The organism is Mesorhizobium sp. WSM4983, assembly GCF_029625765.1.
Classification (GTDB): domain Bacteria; phylum Pseudomonadota; class Alphaproteobacteria; order Rhizobiales; family Rhizobiaceae; genus Mesorhizobium.
The window spans coordinates 1,327,753-1,351,724 of sequence record NZ_JARTVM010000001.1; the positions used below are offsets into that span (position 1 = coordinate 1,327,753).

The following is a 23,972-nucleotide window of genomic DNA, read 5'->3' on the forward strand; positions in this document are numbered from 1 at the left end:
GACCTGAAGGTGCATGATGTCAACGGCGCTTGGGCAAATTAGCCGAACCCTGCTGACAGCCCTGTGTCAGGACGGCGTAGAAACCGGGAAGCTGTGTAACCAAGCAAGAAGAGGAGACGCGTTGAAGTCGGTTCCGTTTGCGCTTAATTCTCAGCGATGACCTTGCCTCATCCGACCGCCGATCAGATCAGCCTGCCGATCTTGCTTGCCGTGCTTGGCGACCCGACCCGGCTGGCCATCGTGCGCTTTCTCGCCAGCAAGGAAGGCGTGCCGATGAACTGCGGCAAGTTCCTCGACCTCGCCTCCAAGACCAATCTCAGCTACCACCTCGCCAAGCTGCGCGAGGCGGGCGTCACGCGCACCGAAGCGGTCGGTACCAGCCGGCTGATCACCCTGCGCCGCGACGACCTCGACAGGCGCTTTCCCGGCCTGCTCGACAGCGTGATCGCGGCCGCCGGCGAGGACAAGGCGCTTCCAGCGGTCGGCACCGCCGATGCGGAGATCGACGCCTGATGCGCATTGCCGTTCTGGCCGATATCCATGGCAACGTGCTGGCCCTCCAGCCTGCCGGATCGCGTTGTGCGGCAATAGCCATCGCAGCGAGCTCATCCGCATTCCCGCCGGCGCATGTCTCTGAGCAGGACAGCCGGCATGCGCGCTACGGCATCGTCGAGCTGGATGCCTCCGGCCGCTCCGAGGCGATCGCCATCGCCTACGACCATGAAGCTGCCGCAAAGCAGGCAGAAGCAGCGGGACGGCCGGAATGGGCGCACGCGCCGCGGACCGGATTTACAAAGATTGAGCGCAGCTCATATCTAGATTGAGCGAAGCTCATATTCAGGATTTAGCCCAGCTCAGATCCATGATTGAGCGCAGCTCATATCTGATTGAGCGGAAACGCCAGGATTGCAGTGCATCAAGGATGAAGCGCAAAGTCACGCTCCGATCGACATTGCTGATCGCCGCTCCTTTGCTGCTGGCCGCCGTGCCAGCTTTGGCCCAGGACGCGCCAGGCTTGATCATTTCGATCATCGGCGGCCTCGCGCCGGACGACCTCCTCAACATCCGTGACACCGCTTCACCGGATGGAAAGATCGCGGCGCGCCTGCCCAACGGCGCGGCCGTGAAGAACTACGGCTGCAAGACCGTCAACAACTATCCCTGGTGCAAGGTCGAGGACACGCAGGACGCGCATATCGTCGGATGGGCGCCGGCCCGCTATCTCAGCCCGAACAACCCGGCCCCGGCGCCCGAGGATGCAGCCGTGCCGGCAACTGACGCCGGCCCGCCACAGGAAGCGAACGCGCCCGAGCCCTCTGAAGAACCGCAGCCGGACATCGCCGCGCGCCTGGGTCGCAGCGAGCCGGCCGATCCGCCATCCGCGGCCGATATCAGCGCCGTCGCCATGCAGGATGCCTACGCCCTCGCCTTCGCCGCCTCGGCAATCACGGAGTCCGACACCCCTGCCCCAGACGCCGCCGACGGCATCCCCTGCGCGCGCCGGATCGGCCAGCCGATGACCCGCTGCCTGATCAGCGTCGCACATGAGGCCGGCGACAGCGTCGTGACCGTGACCTGGCCGGACGGCGGCACGCGCATCATCCACTTCCATGACGGCAAGCCGGCCGGCTCGGACTCCTCCGACGAATTCCGCTTCACCCGCGAAGGCAGCTTGAACATGATCCGCATCGGCGTTTCGGAGCGCTTTGAGATCACGGATCAGCTGGCCCTGGGGAATTGATAGGCTGAAGACGCCGGCGGGACAGCGCCCCCCTCTGTCCTGCCGGACATCTCCCCCACTTGGGGGGAGATCGGCTGTTTTGGCGCCTCGCTTTTTCTTCACCGTCGAAAATTGGCGAAAGTAGTCGTGACGTCCAATCTCCCCTCTCGTGGGGGAGATGCCCGGCAGGGCAGAGGGGGGCGCGAAGGAATGAGACGCCTGGTTTGTTCCGTCACGCCAACCCCCAAACCCTCATTTTCGGGGTTACATCCGCCAAAACTCTTCCCTATAAGGCCCTCCTAGCCTGATACCAGAATCGCAAGCACAACCGGCCGGGTCCTCCCCGCCCGGTTTTTCGTGCAAGCCGCTCGCCGAACGGAATCCATAGACCATGCCAAGACGCACCGACATCAAGTCGATCCTGATCATCGGGGCCGGCCCCATCGTCATCGGCCAGGCATGCGAGTTCGACTATTCCGGCACCCAGGCCTGCAAGGCGCTGAAGGAAGAGGGTTTCCGCGTCATCCTGGTCAACTCCAACCCGGCCACGATCATGACCGATCCGGAGCTGGCAGACGCCACCTATATCGAACCGATCACGCCGGAAGTGGTGGCGAAGATCATCGCCAAGGAGCGCCCCGACGCGCTGCTGCCCACCATGGGCGGCCAGACGGCGCTCAACACCGCGCTGTCGCTGCGCCGCATGGGCGTGCTCGACCGCTACAATGTCGAGATGATCGGCGCCGATGCGCATGCCATCGACAAGGCCGAGGACCGCGCGCTGTTCCGCCAGGCGATGAGCAAGATCGGGCTGGAGACGCCGCGCTCGATGCTGGCCAACGCCACAGAAGTCAAGGACGCCGACCGCAAGATCCACGAGGCCGAGCGCGCCGCGCTCAAAGCCGAGAACCCCGAAAACCTCGATGCCGCGCTCGATGCTTTGGAGACGCGCTGGAATCTCGGCGAAGGCGACCGCAAGCAGCGCTATATCAGCCACGCCATGGCGATCGCGGCGCAAGCGCTCGACCATGTCGGCCTGCCGGCGATTATCCGCCCCTCCTTCACCATGGGCGGCACCGGCGGCGGCATCGCCTACAACCGCGCCGAATTCTACGACATCGTTCAGTCCGGCCTCGACGCCTCGCCCACCACGGAGGTGCTGATCGAGGAGAGCGTGCTCGGCTGGAAGGAGTATGAGATGGAAGTGGTCCGCGACAAGGCGGACAACTGCATCATCATCTGCTCGATCGAGAACCTCGACCCGATGGGCGTGCACACCGGCGACAGCATCACCGTCGCGCCGGCCCTGACCTTGACCGACAAAGAGTATCAGATGATGCGCAACGCCTCGATCGCGGTGCTGCGCGAGATCGGCGTCGAGACGGGCGGCTCCAACGTCCAGTTCGCCGTCAACCCGGCCGACGGCCGCCTCGTGGTCATCGAGATGAACCCGCGCGTCTCGCGCTCGTCCGCGCTCGCCTCGAAGGCGACCGGCTTCCCGATTGCCAAGGTCGCGGCAAAGCTTGCCGTCGGCTACACGCTGGACGAGCTGGAGAACGACATCACCGGCGGCGCGACGCCGGCCTCGTTCGAGCCGTCGATCGACTATGTGGTGACCAAGATCCCGCGCTTCGCCTTCGAGAAATTCCCGGGCGCCGAGCCGGTGCTGACCACCGCCATGAAGTCGGTGGGCGAGGTGATGGCCATCGGCCGCAGCTTCCAGGAATCGCTGCAAAAGGCGCTGCGCGGACTGGAAACCGGCCTCACCGGCCTCGACGAGATCGAGATCCCCGGCCTTGGCTCGGCAGACCACGTCGACGACCGCAACGCCATCCGCGCCGCGCTCGGCACGCCGACCCCCGATCGGCTGCGCATGGTGGCGCAGGCGATCCGCATGGGCACCTCGCTCGAAGACGTGCACGCCATGTGCAAGATCGACCCGTGGTTCCTCGAGCAGATCGCCGGCATCATCGCCATGGAAGAGCGCATCCGCGAGCACGGCCTGCCGCAGGATGCGCCGAACCTGCGCATGCTGAAGGCGATGGGCTTCTCCGACGCACGCCTGGCGTCGCTGACCAGAACCGACGCGGAAGTCATTCAGAAGACCAGGCAAAAGCTCGGCGTTCATCCGGTCTATAAGCGCATCGACACCTGCGCCGCCGAGTTCGCCTCGCCGACCGCCTATATGTACTCGACCTATGAGACGCCCTTCGCCGGCGAGCTCGCCAACGAGGCGCGCGTCTCGTCGCGCAGGAAGGTCGTCATCCTCGGCGGCGGCCCCAACCGCATCGGCCAGGGCATCGAGTTCGACTATTGCTGCTGCCATGCCGCCTTTGCGCTGCGCGACGCCGGCTTCGAGGCGATCATGGTCAACTGCAACCCGGAGACCGTGTCGACCGACTACGACACATCCGACCGGCTCTATTTCGATCCGCTGACGCCGGAGGACGTGCTGGAGATCCTGCGCGCCGAGCAGGCCTCCGGCGAGCTGGTCGGCGTCATCGTCCAGTTCGGCGGCCAGACGCCGCTGAAATTGGCCGACGCGCTGGAGAAGGCCGGCATCCCGATCCTCGGCACTTCGCCCGACATGATCGACCTTGCGGAAGACCGCGACCGTTTCCAGAAGCTGTTGCACAAGCTCGGGCTCACCCAGCCGAAGAACGGCATCGCCTATTCGGTCGAGCAGGCGCGCCTCGTCGCTGCCGAGCTCGGCTTTCCGCTGGTGGTGCGCCCGTCCTATGTGCTCGGCGGCCGCGCCATGCAGATCATCTACAACGAAGGCATGCTGCAGACCTATCTGCTCGACACCGTGCCCGGCCTGGTGCCGGAGGACATTAAGCAGAAATACCCGGCCGACAAGACCGGCCAGATCAACACGCTGCTCGGCAAGAACCCGCTTTTGTTCGACACTTATCTGACCGGCGCCACCGAGGTCGATGTCGACTGCCTCTGCGACGGCAAGGAAACCTTCGTCTCCGGCATCCTGGAGCACATCGAGGAGGCCGGCATCCATTCGGGCGACAGCGCCTGCTCGCTGCCGGTGTATTCGCTGCAGCCGGAACTCGTCGACGAGCTGGAACGCCAGACCGCCGCACTTGCCCGGGCGCTCAATGTCGGCGGCCTGATGAACGTGCAATACGCCATCAAGGACGGCACGGTCTATGTGCTTGAGGTGAATCCCCGCGCCTCGCGCACCGTGCCCTTCGTCGCCAAGACCATCGGCCGTCCCATTGCGAAAATCGCCGCCCGCATCATGGCCGGCGAGACGCTGGAAAACGCCTTCGCGCATTACGGCGCCATGCCTGACGCGCGCAATCCCGGCCATATCGCGGTCAAGGAAGCCGTCTTCCCCTTCGCCCGCTTCCCCGGCGTCGACATATTGCTCGGGCCGGAAATGCGCTCGACCGGCGAGGTGATGGGCCTCGACCGCGACTTTGCGCTGGCCTTCGCCAAGAGCCAGCTAGGGGCGGGTGTTGATCTCCCCCGCGCGGGCACGCTGTTCGTCTCGGTGCGCGACGAAGACAAGAAGGGAATTCTGCCCGCCGTAAAACGCCTCGCCGAGCAGGGCTTCAAGGTGCTTGCCACTTCCGGCACCGCCCGCTTCCTCGCCGAGAACGGCGTGACGGCGGAAAAGATCAACAAGGTACTCGAAGGCCGCCCCCACATCGAGGACGCCATCCGCAATCGCCAGGTCCAGATCGTCTTCAACACCACCGACGGCCAGAAAGCCGTGTCGGACTCGAAGTCGCTCCGCCGCGCGACGCTGATGCAGAAGGTGCCGTATTACACCACGCTGTCGGGTGCTGCGGCCGTGGCCGAGGCGATCGCGGCGCTAAGGGCGGGGAACCTCGAGGTCCGGCCGCTGCAGGAATATTTTGGGTAAGGCTATTGGCGCTACGAAGCGCACCAGCCACGGTGCAATCTCTGTCTAATGAACCGTCTTGCCAATCTTCGGCGGCAGGCGACAAGGCAACGCTCATTCGGGCGGCCCATTCCAGCGATTGGCTGACTATTAATGAACCGTTGCCGCAACCGCTGGCCTATCGACTGAGCGCCCGTTTCGCCTGCTTAGGATTGCGCCGTAGAGCGCGCCTTCGTGCCCTTTCATCTCAGGGCATTGGTACCGGCACCGATTAGCAACTTCGGAACTCTGCTTCCCCGCATTCTGCTCGTAGACTAAAAATCTGCGATGAATGACATGTCCGAAGACGAAATCGACCTGTGCTGCCCGCAGGTGGTCGCCGACAACGCCGCCAAGGGGCTGCGTCTGCGCAAGCAGTTTGGCCGCGGCGGCACCGAGATCGGCGTCGCGAGGGCGACGGAGTTGAAGAACCGCAAGAACCTTTCACCCTCGACCATCCGCCGCATGGTCAGCTATTTCGCCCGCCATGAGGTCGACAAGCGCGGCAAGAACTACGGCAACGAGGAAAATCCCTCTGCCGGCTACATCGCCTGGCTGCTGTGGGGCGGCGACGAAGGCCGCGCCTGGGCGCTGGAGATGAAGAAGAAAGTCGGCAACGCGCCGGACATCTGAGCAGCAGCCGGCTCTTCGTGGAACTGCTTCACAAAAACCCTATGAACCGCCCGGCGAAAAGCACGCAGGTCCACAGGCCGAGCGAAATCACGGCCAGGACGGCCGCGATGCCCCCGGCCGACTCGGCCACCCCGCTCGTGCGGGTCAAGCGCGTGAAGGCGAGGAAATTGGCCCCCGCCAGCAGGATCAGTGTTATCTTGGCAACGAAGATCGGCATCGCCGCATAGGTGCCCGCCTTTACCGAAAACAGCAGCGCCCCGGTGATGATCGCGCCGCCAAACGCCCCAAGGGCTACGCGGCGCAGCAGCGCGACGAACGGCGCGTGGGGCAGCGAGCGGAAGGCGCCAAGGACGCTGAAATCCATGAGGCCGACGCTGGTGAGCAGCGCGCCGACCGCCATGATGTGCAGCGCATTGACGATCGGATAGGCGACGAAGGAGGCTTTCAGCCCGCGCACCAAGGCAAGCTGCTCGATGCCGGCCAGAAACTCCGCCATCTAGGCCGGCGGCAGTCGGTCGGGATAGACGTCGTAGCGCTTGCCGCCGACGATGATGCGCACCGCCTTCATGCGCTTTTCCGCCTCCTCGCGCGAGCGATGGCCAATCGCGGTCACCGCGTCGCCGACCTTGGCGACCTCCTCGGTGAAGCCGGCGGCGATGGTGCGGGCCGGCGGCGCCATCTCCACCCGCCACACCTCCCCCTTCGCATCGACGTCCAGCGTCGCATGCGGATTGCCGATATAGATCGCCGCGATCTTGCCCTTGAGCTCGAAGAAGTCGTCCTGCGTCCACGACCAGCCGTGATGGGCATAGGCGGCAGTGCCGGCAGCAAACATCGACGCCGCCGTCAGCACGACGCCCTGCATATGGTTCAACGGTGACTTCATCGCCCGTCTCCTCCACTCCTCCTGCCAGGTCGAAAGTAGGCTACGGCCCGGCCAGGTCAAATCACATCGGAGCTTCGGCCCGGCATGGCACGAATTTCGGGTCCGCGGCGTCCACACCACGATCAGGCCTTGCTACAGGCCTTCATGCTCCCCATTTTCGCTTCTCCTGGCCGCTCTTCGCATGCATCGGAGGCGGTCGAACTCACGTCTGAGCGAGGCAAACCATGAGCAGCATGAGGGACCGTCAGGAAGGCTTCGAAAAGAAATTCGCAATGGACGAGGAGACGAAGTTCAAGGCCGTGGCGCGCCGGAACAAGCTGCTCGGCCTGTGGGCCGCCGAAAAGCTCGGCAAATCCGGCGTGGATGCCGACGGCTATGCGAAAGAGGTGGTGCGCGCGGATTTCGAGGAAGCGGGCGACAACGACGTGTTCCGCAAGGTCCGTGCCGACTTCGACGCGGCGGGCGTCGTCCAGTCGGATGCCCAGATTCGCCAGGCCATGGACGAGTTGCTGGCAACGGCGGTCGAGCAGATCAAGGCGAGCTGAGGACCCGCTGCGGGGGGCAGAAACCACGCCCTCACCCGTGATGCGCCACCGCCAGTTCCTTCACATGCTTCTCGTGCATTTTCAGCACCGGCAGAGTCTTCTTGGCGAATTCCTTCAGCGCCGGGTCGTCGCCGGAATTGGCATAGGTGCTGAACAGCGCGACCGCGTCCCTGTGCGCATCCATCTGCATCTTGATATACTTCCGGTCGAACTCCGTGCCGCTCGCCTGCTTCAGCTCGCCTAGCATCTGCTGTTCCTTAGGCCCCAGAGCGGGGCCGGCCGACTTGATAGAAGCCGTCGTCTGGCCCTGGCTCATCGCCGCCTTGAAATCCTCCCCTGCCTTGGTGTGGTCCCTGACCATCTCGTTGGCAAAAGCCTTGACTTCGTCCGACTGCGACTTCTCCTCGGCCAGCCTGCTCGCCTGGATTTCGAACTCGTTGGCATTGGGTACGGTGGTGACGAAAGTCTGCGTGTCGACCTTGTTGTCTGCCGCCATTGGCGCGACATCCTTGCTGTCGCTCGACTGAGCAAGGGTGGCCGGCGCGCCGGCAACGAGCGCCATGGCGGCCGCGGTCAGAAGTGTTTTCATCTGGAATCTCCGATCAGCCCCTTGCACTTCCAACGCGAAATGGCGCTGCCGGTTGCGTTGAGGGCGTGAAGGAGGCCGTGTTGAGTCAGGGTCAGGCCGAGCCGAGGATGGTCGTACCGAGAACCGGAGCGTGCTTGAAGTACGTGAACACCGAAGCGCAGGACACCGCCATTCGCAGCCCGGCATCACCTGAACATCAGCACGGCCTATCCCTTCACGCCGCCGGTGGTTAGGCCGGAAACGATCTTGCGTTGGAAGATCAGCACCAGCACCACCAGCGGCACCGTGACGATCACCGAAGCGGCCATGATGTTGCCCCAGGGGATCTCGAACTGCGAGTTGCCGGAAAGCAGCGCGATCGCCACCGGCACCGTGCGCTGCGCGTTGTTGGAGGTGAAGGTCAGCGCAAACAGGAACTCGTTCCATGCGCCGATGAAGGCGAGCAGCCCTGTCGTCGCCAATGCGGGCCACATCAGCGGCAGGAAGACGCGAGTGACGATGATCCATGGCGTCGCGCCGTCGAGGATCGCCGCTTCCTCGATTTCGACCGGCAGGTCGCGCACGAAGGCGGTGAGCACCCAGACGGTGAACGGCAGAGTGAAGATCATGTAGGAGAAGATCAGTGCGATGAGCGAATTGTAGAGGCCAAAGGCGCGGATGATCTCGAACAGGCCGGCCAGCACCGCGACCTGCGGAAACATCGACACCGATAATATGGCAAGCATCAGCGCCGAACGGCCGCGAAACTGGACGCGTGCCAGCGCATAGGCGGAGGTCACGCCGAGCAGCAGCGAGATGAGCACGACGGCGCCCGAGACGACCAGCGAATTCAGGAGATTGCGCAGGAAGGGACCTTCGACCAGCACGTTCCTGTAGTTGGCGAGGCTTAACGCCTGCGGCCAAAGGCTCGCCTCGAACAACTCTGTGCCGGATTTCAGGCTGGTGACGATGGCGTAATAGAGCGGAAACACCGCGACGAAGACGATTGCCCCCACCAGCAGGAAGAAGCCCAGGCGCTTCAACATCGCCATCTCAGCGGCCTCCTTCCAGCTCTATCCGGCCGATGCGGATGTAGCAAATGGTGAGCAGGGCGACGATCAGGAAAAGCAGCGTCGAGGCGGCCGAGCCATAGGCGAACTTGTCGAACTCGAACAGGTTCTCGCGCACGAACACCGACATCGATTTGGTGTGCACGTTGTTGGGCGTCAGCACGTAGATCAGGTCGAAGATGCGTAGCGCGTCGAGCGCGCGGAAGATCACCGCAACCATGACCGCCGGGCGGATGAGCGGCAAGGTCACCTTCCAGAAGATCTGCCACGGATTGGCGCCGTCGAGCCTGGCGACCTCGATAACATCGCGCGGCAGCATCTGCAGCGCGGCCAGGAAAAGCAGCGCCATGAACGGCGTCGTCTTCCAGATGTCGACGATCAGCACCGCGATCATCGCCGTGTCGGCGCTCGCGGTCCAGGCGATTTTCGCGTCGATCAGGCCGAGATTGAGCAGCACCGCATTGATGATGCCGAACTGGTCGTTGAGCATCCACTGCCACATCTTGGCCGAGACGATGGTCGGGATCGCCCATGGAATGAGGATCGCCGCCCTGACGATGCCGCGGCCTCTGAAGTCGGCGTTGAGAACGAGCGCCACGATCATGCCGAGGACCGTTTCACAGCCCACCGAGACTACGGCGAAGAGCAGCGTGTTCCACACGGCGCGCCACCAGACCGGATCGGCGAGCAGCCCGTCATAGAGCACGCGGCCGCTCGGCATGCTGAGCATCGAGAAATAATTGTCGAAGCCGACCCATTGACGGGCGTCGAGATCGGCCAATGAGGCGTCGGTGAAGCTGTAGTAGAAAGTGCGCAGGAGCGGCCAGCCGGCGACGGCGGCAAGGACCAGAAGCATCGGCGCCAGAAACAGCCAGGCCGAGCGCACGCGTTGCCGCATCAGGCGCGAGCGGCTCACAGGCATCGCCCTCACCAGCCCTTGCCCTTCAGCTTGGTCAGCCTGGCTTCGAGATCGGCCAGATTGTCGGCGGCGCTGCCGTCGCCCGACATGGTGTTGTGGACGGCCGTCCAGAACTGGCTCGAGGCTTCGTTGTACTTGATTTTGGCGACCGCCGAAGGGCGCGGCGCCGCGTTGAGGAATATCTGCTTCCAGCGCGGGACGATCGGCTGTTCCCTGGCGATATCGGGATCGTCATAGAGCGCTTTGATGGTGGGCAGGTTGGACGTCCTCAGCGTCCGATACTTCTGCATCTCGGGCGAGGCGATGAACTTCACCAGATCGATCGCCGCGTCCTGGTGCTTGGAATATTTGGAAACCGCGAGATTCCAGCCGCCGAGCGTTGCCGTCGGCCGGGCGTCTTCGCCGGTTCCTGCCGGCAGCGGCGCCACATCGAACTTGCCCTTGATCGGTGAGGTCTCGCTGTTGCCGAGCGCATAGGCATAGGGCCAGTTGCGCATGAAGACGGCATTGCCGGTCTGCCAGACGCCGCGCGATTCCTCTTCCTGGTAGGCGAGCACGCCCGGCGGCGCAATGGTGCCGATCCAGCCCTTGACCATGTCGAGCGCGGCCGCGGCTTGTCGGTTGTTGATGGAGACCGTGCCGTTGGGCTCGATGATCTGGCCGCCGCCATTCGACATCACCCATTCGAGCGCATCGCAGGTCAGCCCCTCATAGGCGTTGCCCTGGAAGACGAAACCCCACAGGTCCTTGTTGCCGGCGGTGCGCTCCTTGTCCATGACGAGCTTGGCGGTGTCGGCCAGTTCCTGCCAGGTGGTCGGCACCTTGGCGCCGTATTTGTCGAGCAGATCCTTGCGGTAATAGAGTGCCGGCGCGTCGGTGAAGATCGGCAGCGCCACCAGCTTTCCGTTCACGGTCTGCGACTGGATGATCGACGGGAAGTGCTCGGCCACGATATCCCTGGTCGCCGCGGTGAGATCGACGAGTTGGCTGGCAAGCTGCGGCGCCCAGATCACGTCGGTCTGGTAGACGTCGATGTCGCTGTTTCCCGCCGCGAGCCACAATCTGAACTGACCGAACTGGTCGGTGCCCGACGGCGGTATCACCACGATGTCGACCTTGTTGCCGCTCTGCTTCTGGTAGCGGTCGAGTATCTCGCGCAAGACCTTGATGCCGTTGCCCGTGTCGCCCGAGACGATCGACAGCTCGACCGCGCGAGCCGGCGCCACCGCGAGCATCGCGCCGACGGCAAGTGCGAGGAACGCGCGGTAAAATTTCATGCTGGTGGGCCTCGCCTCGGAACCGTCCACGCGGACCTTGCCGCGTCGGCTGATGATGACCCTCCGCCCGCATTGAATGCGGAGCGACGCTTCGGGGTTCCAGACATGGCCATCGGGGACGGGCCGCGAGGGGACTGACCCGAGTCACTCGGTTAAGGGAGATCTCGCGATTGGCCGCACGCCCAAAGCGGGCGGGCTCCGAAACCCGCCGCCCCGGAGCCCGCCTTGGAGTGGCTGACGCATGCCGGCACAGCCTCTCCGACGCCTTGCCAGCGTCGATCCGCCGATCGGCCGCCCTGCACCACGACGCATTAGCATGCCCTAACGTCAGCTTGTGTGAAGCGGTTCACAATGCGCCCCGCATTCGGTTGTGCCGCCGCAGGCAAATGCCGCGAAGCGTTACCCTTCCCACGCCACTGGGAGCATGTCGAGCCGCTCGTAAAGCCTGAAGGCGGCGAGGTTCTTCACCGTGTTGGTCTTGAGGTCGACATGGGCTGCACCCCTGTCGCGGAAAGTCAGGAACACGTGCCGCATCAGCGCCTCGCCGATGCCGTGCCTTCGCGAGTCCGGATGAACCGCCAGATCCTTGACGAAGCCCGACGCCCAGCAAAGCGCGGCACCCGCCAGCAGCCCCTTGCCGTCGATGACCAGGAAACAGAGGTCCGGATCGAACTCGGCATCGCCAGAGATGCGCGGCCACCATTCGTCGAACGGACCTTCGGCGCCGTCGTCGAATGCCTCTTCCAGCAGTGCGTGCAGGGCCTGCGCATCCCTGTGCTCGAACGGGCGCATAACGAAGCCTTCCGGCCAATGCGGCGCGGTCAGCGCATCATCGAGAAGCTTGCGAAGGCGGACATCGTCTGGAGTCGGCGGCCGGCGGCTGTCAGTGTCACGCATGCAACTGCCCCAAAGACCGATGGGACGCGCCTCGTTGCCGGCGCTCAGGCGCCTGGCTGCAGGCGGCGGCGGTCGACGCCGAGACCCGTTTGATCGAGCAGGCCCTTGCGCTTGGCGTCGTAATAATAGCCCGTCTGATAGAGCTGGTCGGCCCGCTTCGCATTACCGCCCGAGACCAGCCAGGCGCCGCGCAGGTATTTGACAGCGTATTTGAGATTGGTCTCGGCGTCGAACAGGCCGGCTGCCGGCCCGTCATAGCCCATGCCGCGTGCGGTCGCGTGCTTGATCTGCATCAGTCCCCAATGACCGTGATTATAGGCCTTCGGATTGAAGGTGCTCTCGCGGTTGACGACATGGCGCACCAGATCGACCGGCACTTCGTAGATCGCCGAATATTTCTCGATCAGCCGCTCGATCTCGGCGCGCGGACCCGTGGCATGCTGTTCGGGCTGGCCCGGTTGGGCAAGCAGCGCCGGGTTCTGCGGCATCACATAGGCGACCTGCTGCACGCCCGGCATGGGAACCACCTTCGCAGATTGGCCGGTGACCGGCATGGCAACAGCGGCAGTCCGGTAGACGGCGGCCTGCTTGAGCGCACCGGGGCCGGTCGGCGATGCGCCGGCCAGCAGCACCGGCGGCGTTGGAAACTGCCCGGCGACGGGTGTCGAGCCGGCGAACGCGGCAGGTTGCGCCGGCGGCGGAAGGGTGGCGCCGGGCTGCGCGGGCGGCGGCAACGGCGCGCCAGCCGTCGTCGCGCCAGGCGCCGTCGCCCCAGGTGCCGTCGCCAGGGCCACGGCATCGTCGGTCAGCGCCGCCGTTTGCACCTGAGCGAGGCCGGAAGGCTCCGGCAGCACAGCAACGGTTTCGGGCAGCGCGATGGTCGGTGTGTCGTCCTCGGCGGCCGGCGTCGATGCCGCCGCAAGCGCCGGCGAGGGTTTCATCTGTGAGGTCGAGGTACAGCCGCTGAGGCCGGCAGCGGCAACGAGCACGCCGATCGCGGTGAGGATGATTTTCGCTGCCAAGCCCTGCAGGTCCGATTGTCGGTTGTTGAAAAGTCCTTACACCAGCGATTCCAACCGGGCAATCAGGGCCAGTGTGCAGCTTTCGGGTGGCGAGACTCGAAGCAAACTGCGATATTGTTCCCCATCTGTACTGGAGATGTACCCGTTTTTCGCAGTTTGCGGAAAGGAGCGCACCATGGAAAACGCATTGCCGATCACGGCCGGCCACGCAGTGTTAGAAACAGTGATCGGCTTCATGGGCGTCGCCTGGAGCGAAAAGGGCCTGATCCGGCTCTGCCTGCCCGAGCGCAGTCGCGAAGCGGTTGAGCGCCGCCTGTTTCGCCATGCCGGAGTCTCCACCTCCAGCGAACAGCCGCAATGGGTGGTCGAACTGATCGCTTCGATCAAGTCCTATGCAGCCGGGGAGGATGTCGATTTCTCCGGCGTGCCGGTCGATCTCGATGGCGTCGACGATTTCCGCCTCGCCATCTATGACGCCGCGCGCCAACTCGGCTTCGGCGAGACCACCACCTATGGCGAACTGGCCAAGCGGGCCGGCCATGCCGGGCTTGCGCGCGAAACCGGCGCAGCCCTCGGCGCCAATCCGGTGCCGCTGGTCATTCCCTGCCACCGCATCCTTGCCGCCGGCGGCAAGATCGGCGGCTTCTCGGCTACCGGCGGCTCCGCCACCAAGGAGAAGATGCTGGCCATGGAAGGCGTGCGGGTCGGCCCGCCGCCCGCCGCTCAGGCATCATTCGCGTTCTGACACGGCTTGCCGAACGCCGGACTCTAATGGCGCGGAAAGATCCGCCGTCGGAAATGCCGGTCGAAGTCCGGCCGTTTGCAGATATAGACGGGGCAGGATTTAGTATCGGCGCTCGGCACATAGGCCCGCGCCCTCACCTCGCCCATGTTGCAGAAGCGCTCGTCCCGCACATAGCGGTCATAAAGCGGCAGTCCCGGCACGCGCGTCGACTGATAGCGCAGGATGACCGCGCCCTGCCTGGCGATCGTCGCCCGCACGCGGTCGCAGCTCATGCGCGTCGGGTCGTAGCGCGAGACGGCCTGCGCCTCGGCGGCCACCAACATCAGGCAGGCGGCAAGCAGAATTGTCCTCATGATCTTCTCCCGCAACAGCAAGCGCATCTTCCCTCCACAACGCATCCCCGGCTGCAAACCTTCCAAGCGCAGTGGGCTCCGTTGGACGCTATCGCGGCACATGCCGGTAACGCCATCTTGTTTTCGTTCGCGAACCATACTATATCCGGCGCATTGAATTTGGCCGATCGATCGGGCCGCGATCTTCGCGTTTGCTGACGTCTATCTCCAAAATTTCGATACCACCGGCCGGGCTTTGGTCCGGTCAAACGAAGCAAATGTGAAGGACTCTACATGGCAACTGGTACGGTTAAGTGGTTCAACGCCACCAAGGGCTACGGCTTCATCCAGCCCGACAATGGCGGCGCGGACGTTTTCGTCCACATCTCCGCCGTCGAGCGCGCTGGCATGACCACCCTCGTTGAAGGCCAGAAGATCAGCTTCGAGATCGAGCAGGACCGCCGCACCGGCAAGTCCGCTGCTGGGTCTCTGAGCAAGGCAGCCTGATTTGGCGCTGGCATTTTGCAGCCGGGCGTGATCGCCTGGCATTGCACAATGCGCCTAGTTAGCGACGCGCACCGGGCGAGAGCCTGGAGCGGGCGGCAAGTCACGGATGTACTGACGGTCGTGCGATAAGCGCGCCGGAGCGAAAGGACCCGACAAGCTGGAACAGCAGATAGCTGCCGGCCCGGCCCCAACGCTTCCGATCAGGCTACCGGCATAGGAAGGCGGGCATTGTCCCGCCTTTTTTGTTGCCTGAATTGGCAAGCCGCCGCCCGCGCTTGTGGTCCCACTTTGCTGCCGGCAAACTGCGTGACCAAAGGCCGTTCGCCGTACCGGCCGACAAGAACTTCACTTCGATGAGACCAATCCGCGACATCCATCCCTCCATTTCAAAAGGTGGGAGAGCTTTGGTCGGCGAGGATAGACGACACTTATCGGGCCTTGGCCCTCGAAAGCGCTGATGCTTCGACTGGATCTGGATCGGCACCCCATGCCGAATACGATCGTCTCATCAAATAGCCAGCATTCGGCGGCTGCAAAATGCTGCGGCATAGAAACAGACTACCCCACCCACTCGATCGGCACGTGCCCCTTGTCCGTCTCGACCCGCTTCAGCCACTCCACCACGGCCGGATAGGCGTCGAGCTGGAAACCGCCCATCTCGGCGGTGTGAGTGTAGGCATAGAGCGCAATGTCGGCGACGCTGTAGCTGGCGCCGGCAAAAAAGGCGTTCTGCTCCAGATGCTTGTTCATCACGCCGAGCGCCTTGTTGCCGCGCTCCAAGGTCAGCGCCAACCGTTCCGGCGTCGCATCCTTCGCCCTCTCGGGAAATGTGAGCAGCGCCTTGCGCACCGCGATATAGGGCTCGTGGCTGTACTGCTCGAAGAACAGCCACTGATACGCCAGCGCCCGCTCATATCTGTCGGCCGGCAGGAAGCGCGTGCCTTCGGCGAGATAGAGCAGAATGGCGTTGGATTCAGCGATGCGTCGGCCGTCGTCGAGCTCGAGCAGCGGCACCATCGCGTTGGGGTTCTTGGCGACATAGTCGGCCTTGCGCGTCTCGCCGGTGTGCGAGCTCACTTCGATGCGGGTGAAGGGAATGCCGAGCTTTGCCATCAACAGACGCGGCTTGTAGCAATTGCCGCTGTCAATCATGTCATAAAGGATCATGGCCCCTCTCCGCGCGCGACGAACGATCGGCAGCCTCTAACTCGCCTGTGCGGAGTTCATCCAGTGATTTGTTTTTGAGTGAAAGCATCAGCGGCGCTGATGCAAAGGCACTACCTTGTTGTCCATGCCGAGCAGCGCATCGATCGCCAGCGGCTCTTCGTTGAAGATGGTGCCGGCGAGCGCCGGGCGGGCGAGGTGATATCCTTGCAGGAGGTCGACGCCGCCATCGAGCGCGACGCGCAGATGCGTGGCATGCTCGATGCCCTCGACCAGCACCTTGGCGCCGCGGTCGTGCAGCGTCGAAACCAGCGGCCGGAAGAACCGCTCGGCGGCGGCATGGCGGCAGAACTCGGCGAACCAGCCGCCGTCGATTTTGACGATGTCGGGCGACAGCAGGCCGATGCGCGCTTCGGTCGAATGTCCGGTGCCGAAGTCATCGATGGCGATGCGGACACCGCCACGCCTCATCTCGCGCACGAGGCGGGCGAGCACATGCTCGTCGGCTGCCTGCTCGGTGATCTCGCAGACCAGCATGGCCGGCTCGAGGCCGAAATCGCCGAGATGCCTGGCCATCAGCCGGATCTCGGCGAGCGCCCGTCCGAGATGATCGTTGATCATCGGATTGTAGTTGAAGAACAGGGTAAGGCCATCGACCCCGATGTTGCGGTAGTTGCCGAGATGCAGCATCCGGCACATCGTCTCGACGAACAGACGGTCCTTTGCCGCAACGCTGTCGAAGAAAACTTGCGGCGCAACCGGCGTCGCGACGCGCCGCGGCTCGATCAGCGCCTCGACGGCGACGGGTTGCAGCGATCTGCCACGCGGCGCGAAGATCGGCTGGTAGGCGCTCCACAGCCGGAACTCGCCATAGACGCCGAATTGAAGGCCGATCTCGTCTTCGAAGATCGCTTCGGCGACACTTCGCCGCCTTTCGGGGCGCTGCCTGTCGGGCCGCCCGATCATGGCGTCACCTTGCGCCCAAACGCCTTGGTCGGGCGAGCTGACGCCACCGGAGCGGGACTGGCGGCCGCGATCGTTTTGCCCTCCCCGGCCGCGGGCGCCTGCACGCTCTTGCCGAAGACGCGAAGACTGGTCGAGGCCAGCTCCGGCCGGGCAAGCACATAGCCTTGCACCATCGACGCCCCGGATTTCTCGGCGAGCTCGAGCTGCCAGCCTTCCTCGATGCCTTCGAAAACCGTGCGGATGCCCTGACTTTCGAAGCTCGTCACCATCGTTGTCAGCAGCGCGAATCCGGCTCCGGACTCCATCAGCTGCGTGATCCAGTTGGCGTCGAACTTGACGATGTCCGGCCGCAATTCCTTGATGCGGTTGATGTCGGATTCGTCGGCGCCGTAATCGTCGACGGCGATGCGGAACCCGTTGGCGCGCAGCGCCTCGACGAAGCTGTAGAGCGTTTCCTGCGAAGCCGATTTCTGCTCGGTGACCTCGCACACGATACGGCGCGGGTCGATGCCGGCCTCGTGCAGCACCAGCCGCATGTCGCGCAGCGCCTTGTCGACGATGGCGCGGTCGGTGAACACCGACGGATCGAAATTGACGAAAATCGACGCCTCTTGCGGCAGACAGCCGCCGGCGTTGAGCAGATGCAGCGTCCTGGTCAGCGCCTCGATATGCAGCCGGTCGCCTGCGGGGCAAGTGCCGAAGAAGCTCATCGGCGATTGCGGCTCACCGTCGCGGAACGGGCGGATAAGCCCCTCGAAGGCGACGAGCGAAAGCTTGCCTCCATCGAAGGCGAAGATTGGCTGGAAGGCGCTCTGCAGCGTGTAGATTCCCCAGACACCGCTTGAGGTGCCGTCATCATGACGGATGATATGGGCAAGCCCGATGCTGCGCGACAAAGGTCCCTCGCTCCGCAGAAAAAGCGGAATTCGATCTGCCATCCTGCCAGCCAAGGGTTTACCGCTCGTTGATGAATTTATAGTTGCCGCTCACGCCACCTTGACCTCTGGATCACCCGACAATGCTTGCGCTTGGCCCGATGATGCGACATGAGAGGCGCCGCGGCCGCTCCTGGCCGCGCCCTTCTCTTGGAGACGCTCTGTCATGGCCTTTCTTGCCGACGCCCTTTCCCGCGTGAAGCCTTCCGCGACCATCGCGGTGACGCAGAAAGCGCGTGAGCTGAAAAATGCCGGCCGTGACGTCATCGGCCTCGGCGCCGGCGAGCCGGACTTCGACACGCCCGATAACATCAAGAACGCGGCGATCGAGGCGATCCGCCGTGGCGAGACCAAGTACCCGCCGGTCTCCGGCATCGCGCCGCTGCGCGAGGCGATCGCCAAAAAATTCAAGCGCGAGAACAATCTCGACTACCGACCGGAGCAGACCATCGTCGGCACCGGCGGCAAGCAGATCCTGTTCAACGCCTTCATGGCGACGCTGAACCCCGGCGACGAGGTCATCATCCCGCGCCCCTATTGGGTGAGCTACCCGGAAATGGTGGCGATCTGCGGCGGCACGTCCGTCTTTGCCGACACCTCGATCGACAACGGCTTCAAGCTGACGGCTGAGGTGCTGGAAAGGGCGATCACGCCGAAGACGAAATGGCTGCTGATGAACACGCCGTCCAACCCATCGGGCGCCGCTTACACCGAGCGTGAACTCAGGGCCCTGGCCGACGTGCTGCTCAAGCACCCGCATGTCTGGACGCTGACCGACGACATGTATGAGCACCTGACCTATGGCGACTTCGTCTTCAAGACCATCGCCGAGGTCGAACCGAGCCTCTACGAGCGCACGCTGACCATGAACGGCGTGTCGAAGGCCTATGCCATGACCGGCTGGCGTATCGGCTACGCCGCCGGCCCGGTGCCGCTGATCAAGGCAATGGACATGATCCAGGGCCAGCAGACTTCCGGCGCCTGCACCATCGCGCAATGGGCGTCCGTCGAGGCGCTCAACGGCCCACAGGACTTCATCGCCAAGAACAAGGCGATCTTCCAGGGCCGGCGCGACCTCGTCGTGTCGATGCTCAACCAGGCGCGCGGCATCTCTTGCCCGTCCCCGGAAGGCGCCTTCTACGTCTATCCATCCTGCGCCGAGCTGATCGGCAAGAAGACGAAGGCCGGCAAGGTCATCGACAATGACGAAGCCTTCTGCTCGGAGTTGCTCGAAGCCGAAGGCGTTGCCGTTGTGTTCGGATCGGCCTTCGGCCTCGGCCCGAACTTCCGCATCTCCTACGCAACATCGGAGGCGCTGCTGGAGGAAGCCTGCACCCGCATCCAGCGCTTCACTGCGTCGCTGACCTGATCGGCAACGCCGCCATCCACAAAAACCCGGCTTCGCGCCGGTGGCTTCGCGCCGGGTTTTTGCTGGGACGGCAATCAGCCGCCATACTGCTCGTCGGAGACCGCCTCGAGCCACTCGGCATGGACGCCGTCCAGCGCTTCCTGCATGGCGACATGCGTCATCGTGGTCTTCGGCCCGGCGCCGTGCCAGTGCTTTTCACCCGGCGCGAAGGAGATGACGTCGCCGGCCCTGATCACCTCGATCGGCCCGCCCCACGTTTGCGCAAGCCCGGCGCCGGCGGTGACATAGAGCGTCTGGCCGAGCGGGTGCGTGTGCCAATGCGTGCGGGCGCCCGGTTCGAAACTGACCAGGGTCGCCCTCAGCCGCGCCGGCGCCTCCTTCTCGATGATCGGCGTCTGCAGCACCTTGCCGGTGAAATACTTTTCAGGCGCGATGATCGTCGGCACGCTGCCGCACGCAATGATCCTCATCGTAGAAACTCTCAAATCGTTAGGGACCGTCCGCCGCAGCGGGAGGTCAGTTTCTTGCTATATGGCGACCGGCGCAATCGCCTTTGAGCGCTTGAGCCACCGGGCTGTTCGAAACCGAGCACAAAACCAAAGCCGGCGCATTTCCTATTTTCCTTGCCCTCTCCGCTAACCCGTGTGACGATGGCCTTGGCAGGTGGTGAGCAACAACCCCGCCCGCGACGGCTGAACAGGCCGGCCGCCGCTCCCAGGGAAACGCCTGAGTGGAGGTCAGCCATGGGTAATCGCGCCGGAGGACGACGCACGGGACCGAAATGCATCGCCATAGTCGGTCCCTTCGCAAGCGGTAAGACGACACTTCTCGAAGCTATCCTCGCCCGCACGGGCGCCATTCCCCGCCAGAATCCCGTCTCATCGGGCAACACGGTTTCCGATCATTCGCCAGAAGCCCGCGCCCACGCCATGAGCGTCGAGGCGACCTTTGCCACGACGGAATTCATGGGCGAGCAGTTCACCTTCGTCGATTGCCCCGGTTCCATCGAGTTCGCCTTCGAGGCGGAGCCGGTGCTTGCCGCCTGCGATGTCGCCGTGGTCGTGGCCGAAGCGGACGAAAAGAAGATACCCGCGCTTCAGCTCATCATGCGCAAGCTCGACGATCTCGGCGTGCCGCGCATCCTGTTCCTCAACAAGGTGGACAAGGCGGTCGCCGGCGTGCGCGAGACGCTAAAGATGCTGCAGCCGGCCAGCTCGGCGCCGCTGCTGCTGCGCCAGATTCCATTGCGCAAGGATGGTGTCGTCATCGGCTCGATCGATCTGGCCTTGGAGCGCGCCTATGTCTACCGCGAATATGCCGAAAGCCAGGTCGCCGAGATTCCGGACGACGACAAGGCGCGCGAGCTCGAGGCACGGTTCTCGATGCTGGAGACGCTGGCCGACCATGACGACCAGCTGATGGAGCAGTTGCTGGAGGAGATCGAGCCCCCGAAGGACGCGATCTTCGATGACCTTGCCGCTGACCTGCGCGCCGGCTCGGTGACGCCGGTGCTGATCGGTACTGCCGAGAAGGGCAACGGTGTGCTGCGCCTGTTGAAAGCTATCCGCCACGACGCGCCTGACGTCGAGGCGACGCGCAAGCGCCTTGGCGCGCCTGATGGCAGCCAGACGGTCGTGCAGGTGATGAAGACCATCCACACCGCGCATGGCGGCAAACTGTCTATTTCGCGTGTGCTTTCCGGCCAGGTGGCCGACGCGGCCGAACTCTTCCTCTCCAGCGGCGACACGACGAAGGTCTCCGGCATCTACAAGATGCTTGGCAAAGACCAGTTGAAGCTGCCGTCGGCCAAGGCTGGCGATACCGTCGCGCTCGGCAAGCTCGACAATGTCAGGACCGGCCAAACGCTGAGTTCGGCCAAGGGCGGCATCAAGCCGCTGATCGCCCTGGAGCCCCCGCAACCGGTGTTCGCATTCGCTCTGCGCCCCAAGGAGCGCAAGGACGAGGTCAAGATGTCGGCAGCGATCCAGAGGTTAGCCGAGGAAGACCCCTCGCTCAGCCTGCACCACAACCAGGATTCCGCGGAGACCGTATTGTCGGGCCATGGCGAAATGCACCTGCGCGTCGTGCGCGAGCGGCTGGAGGGCAAGAACCAGATCCCGATCGATGGCCATTCGCCGGCGGTGCCCTATCGCGAGACGATCCGCAAATCCGCGCAGCAGCGCGGCCGCCACAAGAAACAGTCGGGCGGCCACGGCCAGTTCGGCGACGTGGTGATCGAGATCAAGCCGCTGCCGCGCGGCACGGGTTTCCAGTTCACCGACACCATCACCGGCGGCGTCGTGCCAAAAACCTACATCCAGTCGGTGGAGACCGGCATCCGCGACTATCTGAAATCCGGTCCGCTCGGCTTCCCGGTGGTCGATGTCGCCGTCAACCTTTCGGACGGCTCCTATCATGCCGTCGACTCGTCCGACATGGCCTTCCAGATGGCGGCCAAGCTGGCGATGAAGGAAGGCATGGCGGCCTGTTCGCCGGTTCTGCTGGAACCGATCATGAAGGTCGAGATCGTCACGCCTTCAGATGCGACCTCGAGGATTATCGCTTTGATCCCGCAGCGGCGCGGCCAGATCCTTGGCTATGACGCGCGGCCCGGCTGGCCGGGCTGGGACGTGGTCGAAGCGACCATGCCCCAGGCCGAGATCGGCGACCTGATCATCGAGCTGCGCTCGGCGACGGCAGGCGTCGCCAGCTACAAGGCCGTCTTCGACCATATGGCCGAGCTGACCGGGCGCCTCGCCGACGAGGCGATGAACGCCAACGGCAAGGCCGCCTGATCGGATCTTGTTGAAGACGCGAAAACGGCGCCCGGATCGTCCGGGCGCCGTTCTTATTGCGGACTGTCTTCCTTGGGAGGCAACGGCAGGTCCCGCCGCATCAGGAAATGGATCGGACGCGGTAGCTGCCTGAGCCCGGCCTGTCCGAGTGATGCCCCCATCTCCCGGACCGACCAACCGCGTCCTATGATCTACCTAATCGATAGAGTGCGTCTGCGACATGTTACCCGATGTTACATGTCACTGTTACGCGGGCCGCGCGCACGCATTTCTGGTGTCGGCGTGACTTCGGCGCAACAAAAAAGCCGGATCAATAAAGATCCGGCTGAGTTTGATTGGAAGTGCCGATTAGGGCTAACCTCCAGAGGGGAACACTCGAGGGCGCTAATGGGAGGAGAACGCGCCCTGGAGATGAACTATATATGTGCTCATCATGCTCAAGAAACAAGCATCTATTTTGCAACACACGCATGCAAAAAGAGGTAGGCTGTGGTCTAATCCGTCGCGAGAACCGATAGGACCAGAAAAAATCGCCGAATCCAGAGCCGTTCCGGACTGAAAGCGATCGCTGATATGCAAACCGGGTCAGATTCCGGTGCCGAAATACGCTAAATTCACAATGATGCGAACTTGGGCTGGTCGCGTTTATTTCTGCGGCAGGAGAGCCCGATGCGAACTTTTTCGGCAAATGCCGGCAGCGCCTTGTTCTTTGTCTCCGCCCCGGGCGCGCTGTCTCCGGCTGGCTGCCCCACGCCATGGCGCGCTTAAGTCCCTGTCGTGGGCCAGGTCAGGCCGGCACCACCCGAATATCGGCAGGTCCTGCTAGTAGGACCAACTGCGCGCCTTGGCGATGATGAAATCGCGGAACACGTGCAGCTTCGCCTGGTTCTTCATCGCGTCGGGATAGGCGAAATAGGTGTCGAAGGACGGCACCTCGGTTTCGGGCAGCAACTGGACGAGGTTCGAGTCCTTGTTGATGACGTAGTCGGGCAGCATGGCGATGCCGGCGCCGCCCTGGACCGCGCGCTTGATCGACAGGATGTCGTTGATCTGCAGCGTCGGCACCCTTTGCCCGCCCTCGAAATCGCCGACCGTCTCCAGCCAGTTCAGCTCCGACAGATGCGAAGGCACCGGCACGCCGAAGGTGACGATCCGGTGGTTCCTGAGCTCGGCGATCGAGGCGGGCTTGCCGAACTTCGCCACGTAGGAAGGCGACGCATAAAGGTGGAAATGCACCGTGAACAGCCGGCGCTGGATAAGATCCGGCTGCTGCGGCTGGCGCAGGCGGATGGCGCAATCGGCTTGGCGCATGGTGAGGTCGAGCTCCTCGTTGGCGAGGATGAGCTGCAGGCTGATCTCGGGGTAGAGCTCGATGAATTCCTGCACGCGCTCGGTCAGCCAGCCGGCCCCGAGCCCCACCGTTGTCGTGACCCTCAGCACGCCGGACGGGCGATCCTTTGTCTCGGTCAGCCGCGACTTGATCGTCTCCAGCTTCATCAGCACGTCATGTGCCGTGCGGAACAGCATCTCGCCCTGCTCGGTCAACACGAGGCCACGCGCGTGGCGATGGAACAGCGCCACGCCGACGTCGTGCTCCAGTGCGCTGACCTGCCGCGAGATCGCCGACTGCGACAGATGCAGCGTTTCGGCGGCATGGGTAAACGACCCAGCCTCCGCCGCAGCGTGAAACACGCGTAGCTTGTCCCAGTCCAGCGCCATGA

24 protein-coding genes are annotated in these 23,972 nt (G+C 63.9%); 10 read left to right on the forward strand and 14 right to left on the reverse strand.

Annotated features, from left to right (window positions below; translation table 11 throughout):
• The first annotated feature begins 156 nt into the window (after nt 1-156).
• The 5 genes from P9254_RS06520 to P9254_RS06540 all read left to right on the forward strand — a co-directional run bounded on the left by P9254_RS06520 (nt 157) and on the right by P9254_RS06540 (nt 6,254).
• Nucleotides 157-513: an ArsR/SmtB family transcription factor gene (locus P9254_RS06520; protein ID WP_278054477.1), complete on the forward strand. Its 357-nt coding sequence runs from the start codon at nt 157-159 to the stop codon at nt 511-513.
• Nucleotides 513-824, forward strand: a complete 312-nt coding sequence (locus tag P9254_RS06525) for a hypothetical protein (RefSeq protein WP_278054478.1) — start codon at nt 513-515, stop codon at nt 822-824. The genes P9254_RS06520 and P9254_RS06525 overlap by 1 nt, the downstream gene beginning before the upstream one ends.
• A gap of 128 nt (nt 825-952) precedes the next feature.
• Entirely contained in the window at nt 953-1,741 is a 789-nt protein-coding gene (locus tag P9254_RS06530) for an SH3 domain-containing protein (protein WP_336619641.1), read from the forward strand.
• Nucleotides 1,742-2,111: 370 nt separating this feature from the next.
• Entirely contained in the window at nt 2,112-5,603 is a 3,492-nt protein-coding gene (gene carB, locus P9254_RS06535; protein WP_278054481.1) for a carbamoyl-phosphate synthase large subunit, read from the forward strand.
• Nucleotides 5,604-5,918: 315 nt separating this feature from the next.
• On the forward strand, nt 5,919-6,254 hold the full coding sequence (locus P9254_RS06540) for a hypothetical protein (protein ID WP_095801825.1): 336 nt from the start codon (nt 5,919-5,921) through the stop codon (nt 6,252-6,254).
• Nucleotides 6,255-6,282: 28 nt separating this feature from the next.
• Here the strand turns inward: P9254_RS06540 and P9254_RS06545 are convergent, their stop codons facing one another.
• The gene (locus P9254_RS06545; protein WP_067326725.1) at nt 6,283-6,750 is read right to left on the reverse strand and encodes a hypothetical protein; all 468 of its coding nucleotides are present in this window, start codon (nt 6,748-6,750) and stop codon (nt 6,283-6,285) included.
• Complete coding sequence (locus P9254_RS06550; RefSeq protein WP_278054483.1) at nt 6,751-7,140, reverse strand: DUF6152 family protein; 390 nt, start codon at nt 7,138-7,140, stop codon at nt 6,751-6,753.
• Nucleotides 7,141-7,364: 224 nt separating this feature from the next.
• Here P9254_RS06550 and P9254_RS06555 point away from each other — a divergent pair, with 224 nt between their 5' ends.
• A complete protein-coding gene (locus tag P9254_RS06555; protein WP_278054484.1) occupies nt 7,365-7,685 on the forward strand; it encodes a DUF1476 domain-containing protein in 321 nt (106 codons plus the stop codon).
• 31 nt (nt 7,686-7,716) lie between these two features.
• Here P9254_RS06555 and P9254_RS06560 read toward each other — a convergent pair whose 3' ends face one another.
• The 6 genes from P9254_RS06560 to P9254_RS06585 all read right to left on the reverse strand — a co-directional run bounded on the left by P9254_RS06560 (nt 7,717) and on the right by P9254_RS06585 (nt 13,438).
• The gene (locus tag P9254_RS06560) at nt 7,717-8,274 is read right to left on the reverse strand and encodes a DUF4142 domain-containing protein (RefSeq protein WP_278054486.1); all 558 of its coding nucleotides are present in this window, start codon (nt 8,272-8,274) and stop codon (nt 7,717-7,719) included.
• 206 nt (nt 8,275-8,480) lie between these two features.
• The gene (locus P9254_RS06565; RefSeq protein WP_278053520.1) at nt 8,481-9,305 is read right to left on the reverse strand and encodes a carbohydrate ABC transporter permease; all 825 of its coding nucleotides are present in this window, start codon (nt 9,303-9,305) and stop codon (nt 8,481-8,483) included.
• A gap of 1 nt (nt 9,306) precedes the next feature.
• On the reverse strand, nt 9,307-10,245 hold the full coding sequence (locus P9254_RS06570) for a carbohydrate ABC transporter permease (protein ID WP_278054487.1): 939 nt from the start codon (nt 10,243-10,245) through the stop codon (nt 9,307-9,309).
• Nucleotides 10,246-10,250: 5 nt separating this feature from the next.
• Entirely contained in the window at nt 10,251-11,519 is a 1,269-nt protein-coding gene (locus P9254_RS06575; protein WP_127216253.1) for an ABC transporter substrate-binding protein, read from the reverse strand.
• 399 nt (nt 11,520-11,918) lie between these two features.
• Nucleotides 11,919-12,416 (reverse strand): GNAT family N-acetyltransferase, encoded by a 498-nt coding sequence (locus tag P9254_RS06580; protein WP_278054490.1) that lies wholly within the window; start codon nt 12,414-12,416, stop codon nt 11,919-11,921.
• Nucleotides 12,417-12,460: 44 nt separating this feature from the next.
• Entirely contained in the window at nt 12,461-13,438 is a 978-nt protein-coding gene (locus tag P9254_RS06585; protein ID WP_278054492.1) for a transglycosylase SLT domain-containing protein, read from the reverse strand.
• Nucleotides 13,439-13,613: 175 nt separating this feature from the next.
• Between P9254_RS06585 and P9254_RS06590 the strand changes: the two genes are divergently transcribed.
• Nucleotides 13,614-14,183 carry a methylated-DNA--[protein]-cysteine S-methyltransferase gene (locus tag P9254_RS06590; RefSeq protein ID WP_278054493.1) on the forward strand — a complete coding sequence of 190 codons (570 nt, stop codon included), beginning with the start codon at nt 13,614-13,616 and terminating at the stop codon, nt 14,181-14,183.
• 23 nt (nt 14,184-14,206) lie between these two features.
• Here P9254_RS06590 and P9254_RS06595 read toward each other — a convergent pair whose 3' ends face one another.
• On the reverse strand, nt 14,207-14,536 hold the full coding sequence (locus P9254_RS06595) for a hypothetical protein (RefSeq protein ID WP_067327152.1): 330 nt from the start codon (nt 14,534-14,536) through the stop codon (nt 14,207-14,209).
• A gap of 273 nt (nt 14,537-14,809) precedes the next feature.
• On the opposite strand from P9254_RS06595, the gene P9254_RS06600 reads away from it, so the two are divergent.
• Nucleotides 14,810-15,022, forward strand: coding sequence for a cold-shock protein (locus P9254_RS06600; RefSeq protein ID WP_066994534.1), 213 nt, complete (start codon nt 14,810-14,812; stop codon nt 15,020-15,022).
• Nucleotides 15,023-15,580: 558 nt separating this feature from the next.
• Here P9254_RS06600 and P9254_RS06605 read toward each other — a convergent pair.
• The 3 genes from P9254_RS06605 to P9254_RS06615 form a co-directional block, all read right to left on the reverse strand.
• Nucleotides 15,581-16,189, reverse strand: coding sequence for a glutathione S-transferase family protein (locus tag P9254_RS06605; RefSeq protein WP_095801628.1), 609 nt, complete (start codon nt 16,187-16,189; stop codon nt 15,581-15,583).
• Between the two features lie 87 nt (nt 16,190-16,276).
• Nucleotides 16,277-17,152: an EAL domain-containing protein gene (locus P9254_RS06610; protein ID WP_095823234.1), complete on the reverse strand. Its 876-nt coding sequence runs from the start codon at nt 17,150-17,152 to the stop codon at nt 16,277-16,279.
• Nucleotides 17,149-18,048, reverse strand: coding sequence for an EAL domain-containing protein (locus tag P9254_RS06615; protein WP_095823235.1), 900 nt, complete (start codon nt 18,046-18,048; stop codon nt 17,149-17,151). Before P9254_RS06615 ends, P9254_RS06610 begins: the two co-directional genes overlap by 4 nt.
• Before the next feature lie 205 nt (nt 18,049-18,253).
• On the opposite strand from P9254_RS06615, the gene P9254_RS06620 reads away from it, so the two are divergent.
• The gene (locus P9254_RS06620; protein ID WP_127325079.1) at nt 18,254-19,456 is read left to right on the forward strand and encodes a pyridoxal phosphate-dependent aminotransferase; all 1,203 of its coding nucleotides are present in this window, start codon (nt 18,254-18,256) and stop codon (nt 19,454-19,456) included.
• A 74-nt stretch (nt 19,457-19,530) separates the two neighbouring features.
• Here P9254_RS06620 and P9254_RS06625 read toward each other — a convergent pair whose 3' ends face one another.
• Nucleotides 19,531-19,926: a (R)-mandelonitrile lyase gene (locus P9254_RS06625; protein WP_095801631.1), complete on the reverse strand. Its 396-nt coding sequence runs from the start codon at nt 19,924-19,926 to the stop codon at nt 19,531-19,533.
• A gap of 273 nt (nt 19,927-20,199) precedes the next feature.
• Between P9254_RS06625 and P9254_RS06630 the strand changes: the two genes are divergently transcribed.
• Complete coding sequence (locus P9254_RS06630) at nt 20,200-22,251, forward strand: elongation factor G (RefSeq protein WP_067326663.1); 2,052 nt, start codon at nt 20,200-20,202, stop codon at nt 22,249-22,251.
• Nucleotides 22,252-23,073: 822 nt separating this feature from the next.
• On the opposite strand, the gene P9254_RS06635 is transcribed toward P9254_RS06630, so the two are convergent.
• Entirely contained in the window at nt 23,074-23,970 is an 897-nt protein-coding gene (locus tag P9254_RS06635) for a LysR family transcriptional regulator (protein WP_095777339.1), read from the reverse strand.
• Nucleotides 23,971-23,972: the final 2 nt, after the last annotated feature.

Bases quoted from the DNA above. Each gene is read 5' to 3' on its own strand.
- P9254_RS06520 (WP_278054477.1), top strand. From the start codon at position 157: ATGACCTTGCCTCATCCGACCGCCGATCAGATCAGCCTGCCGATCTTG.
- P9254_RS06525 (WP_278054478.1), top strand. From the start codon at position 513: ATGCGCATTGCCGTTCTGGCCGATATCCATGGCAACGTGCTGGCCCTC.
- carB (WP_278054481.1), top strand. From the start codon at position 2,112: ATGCCAAGACGCACCGACATCAAGTCGATCCTGATCATCGGGGCCGGC.
- P9254_RS06540 (WP_095801825.1), top strand. From the start codon at position 5,919: ATGTCCGAAGACGAAATCGACCTGTGCTGCCCGCAGGTGGTCGCCGAC.
- P9254_RS06545 (WP_067326725.1), bottom strand. From the start codon at position 6,750: ATGGCGGAGTTTCTGGCCGGCATCGAGCAGCTTGCCTTGGTGCGCGGG.
- P9254_RS06550 (WP_278054483.1), bottom strand. From the start codon at position 7,140: ATGAAGTCACCGTTGAACCATATGCAGGGCGTCGTGCTGACGGCGGCG.
- P9254_RS06555 (WP_278054484.1), top strand. From the start codon at position 7,365: ATGAGCAGCATGAGGGACCGTCAGGAAGGCTTCGAAAAGAAATTCGCA.
- P9254_RS06560 (WP_278054486.1), bottom strand. From the start codon at position 8,274: ATGAAAACACTTCTGACCGCGGCCGCCATGGCGCTCGTTGCCGGCGCG.
- P9254_RS06565 (WP_278053520.1), bottom strand. From the start codon at position 9,305: ATGGCGATGTTGAAGCGCCTGGGCTTCTTCCTGCTGGTGGGGGCAATC.
- P9254_RS06570 (WP_278054487.1), bottom strand. From the start codon at position 10,245: ATGCCTGTGAGCCGCTCGCGCCTGATGCGGCAACGCGTGCGCTCGGCC.
- P9254_RS06575 (WP_127216253.1), bottom strand. From the start codon at position 11,519: ATGAAATTTTACCGCGCGTTCCTCGCACTTGCCGTCGGCGCGATGCTC.
- P9254_RS06580 (WP_278054490.1), bottom strand. From the start codon at position 12,416: ATGCGTGACACTGACAGCCGCCGGCCGCCGACTCCAGACGATGTCCGC.
- P9254_RS06590 (WP_278054493.1), top strand. From the start codon at position 13,614: ATGGAAAACGCATTGCCGATCACGGCCGGCCACGCAGTGTTAGAAACA.
- P9254_RS06595 (WP_067327152.1), bottom strand. From the start codon at position 14,536: ATGAGGACAATTCTGCTTGCCGCCTGCCTGATGTTGGTGGCCGCCGAG.
- P9254_RS06600 (WP_066994534.1), top strand. From the start codon at position 14,810: ATGGCAACTGGTACGGTTAAGTGGTTCAACGCCACCAAGGGCTACGGC.
- P9254_RS06605 (WP_095801628.1), bottom strand. From the start codon at position 16,189: ATGATCCTTTATGACATGATTGACAGCGGCAATTGCTACAAGCCGCGT.
- P9254_RS06610 (WP_095823234.1), bottom strand. From the start codon at position 17,152: ATGATCGGGCGGCCCGACAGGCAGCGCCCCGAAAGGCGGCGAAGTGTC.
- P9254_RS06620 (WP_127325079.1), top strand. From the start codon at position 18,254: ATGGCCTTTCTTGCCGACGCCCTTTCCCGCGTGAAGCCTTCCGCGACC.
- P9254_RS06625 (WP_095801631.1), bottom strand. From the start codon at position 19,926: ATGAGGATCATTGCGTGCGGCAGCGTGCCGACGATCATCGCGCCTGAA.
- P9254_RS06630 (WP_067326663.1), top strand. From the start codon at position 20,200: ATGGGTAATCGCGCCGGAGGACGACGCACGGGACCGAAATGCATCGCC.
- P9254_RS06635 (WP_095777339.1), bottom strand. From the start codon at position 23,970: ATGGCGCTGGACTGGGACAAGCTACGCGTGTTTCACGCTGCGGCGGAG.